At 73.6% G+C, this 3,577-nt stretch carries 4 protein-coding genes; 3 read left to right on the top strand and 1 reads right to left on the bottom strand.

The genetic code is table 11. The features are described from left to right. Window positions 1-114 precede the first annotated feature (114 nt). From AB0O00_RS32725 to hypE, 3 genes are read left to right on the top strand one after another with little or no spacing between them, the layout of a single operon-like run. On the top strand, window positions 115-399 hold the full coding sequence (locus AB0O00_RS32725; RefSeq protein WP_363657998.1) for a HypC/HybG/HupF family hydrogenase formation chaperone: 285 nt from the start codon (window positions 115-117) through the stop codon (window positions 397-399). Further along, window positions 396-1,529 carry a hydrogenase formation protein HypD gene (hypD, locus tag AB0O00_RS32730; protein ID WP_363658000.1) on the top strand — a complete coding sequence of 378 codons (1,134 nt, stop codon included), beginning with the start codon at window positions 396-398 and terminating at the stop codon, window positions 1,527-1,529. The genes AB0O00_RS32725 and hypD overlap by 4 nt, the downstream gene beginning before the upstream one ends. Further along, window positions 1,522-2,604 carry a hydrogenase expression/formation protein HypE gene (hypE, locus tag AB0O00_RS32735; RefSeq protein ID WP_363658002.1) on the top strand — a complete coding sequence of 361 codons (1,083 nt, stop codon included), beginning with the start codon at window positions 1,522-1,524 and terminating at the stop codon, window positions 2,602-2,604. Before hypD ends, hypE begins: the two co-directional genes overlap by 8 nt. Window positions 2,605-2,661: 57 nt before the next feature. On the opposite strand, the gene AB0O00_RS32740 is transcribed toward hypE, so the two are convergent. Next, window positions 2,662-3,327 carry a hypothetical protein gene (locus AB0O00_RS32740; protein WP_363658004.1) on the bottom strand — a complete coding sequence of 222 codons (666 nt, stop codon included), beginning with the start codon at window positions 3,325-3,327 and terminating at the stop codon, window positions 2,662-2,664. Window positions 3,328-3,577: the final 250 nt, after the last annotated feature.

The following is a 3,577-nucleotide window of genomic DNA, read 5'->3' on the forward strand; positions in this document are numbered from 1 at the left end:
GACGGCTTCACCGTACTGCGGCACCGCCGGGTGCCGCCCAACGACGGAGGGCTGGCGCTCGGCCAGCTGATGGTGGCCGCCCGGTCGTCGGCCACCCGGGAGGAGTGAGGGCGGATGTGCCTGGCGGTGCCCGGCAGGGTGACGGAGATCGAGGAGCGCGACGGGACCCGGATGGCGGTCATGGACTTCGGCGGGGTGGTCAAGGACGTGTGCCTGGAGTACCTGCCCGACCTCGCGGTGGGGGAGTACGCGATCGTCCACGTGGGCTTCGCGCTCCAGCGCCTGGACGAGGAGTCGGCCCGGCGGACCCTGGCGCTGTTCGAGGAACTCGGGCTGCTGCAGGAGGAGTTCGGGGACCCGTGGGAAGCGGCACGCGTGGCCGAGGAGGTCGAGCGGTGAAGTACCTGGAGGAGTTCCGCAACCCCGAGCTCGCGGCGGGGCTGCTCGCCGACATCAGGGCGACGGTCACCCGGCCGTGGGCGCTGATGGAGGTCTGCGGCGGCCAGACGCACAGCATCATCCGACACGCCATCGACCAACTCCTGCCGGACGAGGTCGAGTTGATCCACGGTCCGGGGTGCCCGGTGTGCGTCACCCCGCTGGAGATGATCGACCGGGCGCTCGCGATCGCCGCCCGGCCCGGGGTGATCTTCTGCTCCTTCGGGGACATGCTGCGGGTGCCGGGGACGGACCGCGACCTGTTCCGCGTCCGCGGCGAGGGCGGCGACGTCCGGGTGGTGTACTCGCCGCTCGACGCGCTCAGGATCGCCCGGGACAACCCGGACCGCGAGGTCGTCTTCTTCGGCATCGGCTTCGAGACCACCGCCCCGCCCAACGCCATGGCCGTCCACCTGGCCAGGAAGCAGGGCCTGCGCAACTTCAGCATGCTCGTCTCGCACGTCCGGGTGCCCCCGGCCATCGACGCGATCATGGACTCGCCGGACTGCCGGGTCCAGGGCTTCCTCGCCGCCGGACACGTGTGCAGCGTCATGGGCACCTCCGAGTACCCGGCCCTCGCCGAGCGCCACCGGGTGCCGATCGTCGTCACCGGCTTCGAGCCGCTGGACATCCTGGAGGGCATCCGGCGGACCGTCCGGCAGCTGGAGCGCGGGGAGCACACCGTCGACAACGCCTACCCGCGCGCCGTCCGCCCCGAGGGCAACCCGGCTGCCCGCGCGATGCTGGAGGACGTCTTCGAGGTCGCCGACCGCGCCTGGCGGGGCATCGGCGTCATCCCGCTGAGCGGCTGGCGGCTCTCGCCGCGCTACCGGGACCACGACGCCGAGCACCGCTTCGACGTCGCCGGGATCACCACCCGCGAGCCCGCCGCGTGCCGCAGCGGCGAGGTGCTGCAGGGGCTCCTGAAGCCCCACCAGTGCGAGGCCTTCGGCACCGTCTGCACGCCGCGCACCCCGCTCGGCGCCACCATGGTGTCCAGCGAGGGGGCCTGCGCCGCGTACTACCTCTACCGGCGGCTGAGCACGCCGGCCGTGCCGATCACTGTCGGGGAGGCGAGTTCCGTTGGCTGACGTCGAACTGCTCGCGGAGAACGGGGTGGTGGACTTCTCCGGGTGGAGCTGTCCGCTGCCGCTGCGCGACCACCCGAGGGTCGTCATGGGCCACGGGGGCGGCGGGGCGATGTCCGCCGAGCTCGTGGAGAACATCTTCGCGCCGGCCTTCGGCGGCCGGGCCCTGGCGGGGCTCGGCGACTCGGCCGTGCTGGAGCTAGGCGGCTCGCGGCTGGCCTTCTCCACCGACTCCTACGTCGTGCGGCCGCTGTTCTTCCCCGGCGGCAGCATCGGCGACCTCGCCGTGAACGGGACGGTCAACGACCTCGCCATGAGCGGGGCCCGTGCGGCGTACCTCTCCTGCGGGTTCATCCTGGAGGAAGGGGTGGAGATGGCCGTCGTCGACCGGGTCGCCCGGGCGCTCGGCGCCGCCGCCCGCACCGCCGGGGTCGAGGTCGCCACCGGGGACACCAAGGTGGTCGAGGCCGGGCACGGGGACGGCATCTACCTGAACACCGCGGGCATCGGGCTCGTCCCGGCCGGGGTCGACATCCGGCCGCAGCGGGCCGAGCCGGGTGACGTGGTCATCGTCAGCGGGCCGATCGGGCTGCACGGCGTGGCGATCATGAGCGTGCGGGAGGGCCTGGAGTTCGGCGTCGAGGTGCGCAGCGACAGCGCGGCGCTCGGCGGGCTCGTCGGGGCCATGCTCAGGGTGACGCGCGACGTCCACGTGCTGCGCGACCCCACCCGGGGCGGCCTGGCGGCCTCGCTCAACGAGATCGCGGCGGCGGCCGGGGTGGGGGTGGTGATCGGCGAGCGGTCCGTCCCCGTCCCGGACGCGGTGGCCAACGCGTGCGCCGTGCTGGGCCTGGACCCGATGTACATCGCCAACGAGGGCAAGCTGGTCGCCTTCGTCCCGCGCGACGAGGCGGACGCGGTGCTCGCCGCCATGCGGGCCCACCCGCTCGGCGCGGAGGCCGTGGTGATCGGCGAGTGCGTCGAGGACCACCCCGGGATGGTCGTCGCCAGGACCGGTTTCGGCGGGACCCGGGTCGTCGACCTGCCGATGGGGGAACAGCTGCCGCGGATCTGCTGATTCCGCTTCGGTGGCCTCTCGGGCATCAGGTCGGTCGACGGCGCGGACCGCGGACCGCTACTGCGTCCGGCGGGTGCGGTGGTGGTGGATGAGGACGCCGGCCGTCGCGGTGGTGAGGGCGATGGCCACGAGGGCGACGTCGAAGAACGCGGCCATGACGAGGTCGAAGCGGCCGCCCGAGGCCTGGCCGGAGAACTCGGGGGAGACCAGGCCGCCCGGGTCCTCGGTCACGTCGACGCGCTCGCCCGCCGTGTCGGCGGCGCCGCAGCCGATGGCGTGGATGCGTCCCGGGGTGTCGTCGTAGCGGACGTCGCAGTCGTAGGTCGTGGTCTTGCCGTGGATGACGCGGACGTCGGCGACCGTGCCCGGGTGCTCGACGCCACGGATCGTCAGCACCGTGGCCTGGGCGGTGTTCATGCTGAGCAGCGGCACGGCGATGAGAGGGGCGAGCAGCAGGCCGAGCGAGATCTTCCGCAGGGCCCTGGACGGGCAGAGGCCCCAGAGCGCCGCGATCAGGCCGGCCATCCCGGTGAGGGTGAGGGCGAGCGAGGGGACGAGCATCCAGAGCCCGAACGCGCCGAGGGCCCCGCCGAGCGGCAGGAGGACGGCGGCGGCCGGTATCCACAGTGCCGTCAGCAACGGGCGCCTGGGCCAGGGGTCGTCGCTCCCGCGGCCGGCACGCCGCTGCCCGGTGTTCGGGCGGGAGCCCTCGCTGTGTGTCACGGTCGGACATCCTGCCAGGTCACGGCGGGGGTGCGCGGGGTGGGGCGGGCGCTGACGCGTTGTTGATGGATTGTCTACACACCCTTGGTGTCCTGGTCCCGCCGCGTTCGCAGCCGCACGCGGACCGCACCGACGCCTGGAGGCCTCCGTGTCGAACACCGCCCCTTCCACCGCCCGCCGCCGTTCCCGCCGCCTGGCCGCGGTGGCGCTCGCCGTGTCCGCGATATCGGCGTCCGGCCTCACGGCGCTG

The sequence above is a fragment of the Kitasatospora sp. NPDC093558 genome (assembly GCF_040683475.1).
In the GTDB taxonomy this organism is placed as follows: domain Bacteria; phylum Actinomycetota; class Actinomycetes; order Streptomycetales; family Streptomycetaceae; genus Kitasatospora.

Coding starts and splice junctions, on each gene's coding strand:
- AB0O00_RS32725 (WP_363657998.1), top strand. CDS start 115: ATGTGCCTGGCGGTGCCCGGCAGGGTGACGGAGATCGAGGAGCGCGAC.